A 255-nucleotide genomic window follows, 5' to 3' on the forward strand; every position below is an offset into this window, starting at 1 on the left:
GGCCAGCAGCTCCATCTGACTGCCCTTTACGGCTTTCATGAAACCTTCGCCCCGCTCGCGGGCAGCTGAGGTTCCGGCAATGCCTTCCAGCTGAATGACTTTGGCCTGCTCACCCACTTTTTCCATGATGTATTTGCCTGCCATTTCACCACCGGCAACATTATCTGAAGCAATATGACTCACCACCTCACCCCGGCTGGCGCCACGGTCCAGGGTCAGGACAGGGATCGTTGAGCGGTTCGCCATGCGAATCGC

The 255-nt window shown here is 57.6% G+C and carries 1 protein-coding gene; it reads right to left on the bottom strand.

Translation table 11 applies throughout. The features are described 5' to 3' along the window. On the bottom strand, window positions 1–255 hold a 255-nt coding region (locus R0J87_RS22510), incomplete at both ends, for a substrate-binding domain-containing protein (protein ID WP_498889107.1).

The sequence above is a fragment of the Halomonas sp. SIMBA_159 genome, assembly GCF_046536035.1.
Classification (GTDB): domain Bacteria; phylum Pseudomonadota; class Gammaproteobacteria; order Pseudomonadales; family Halomonadaceae; genus Vreelandella; species Vreelandella venusta_A.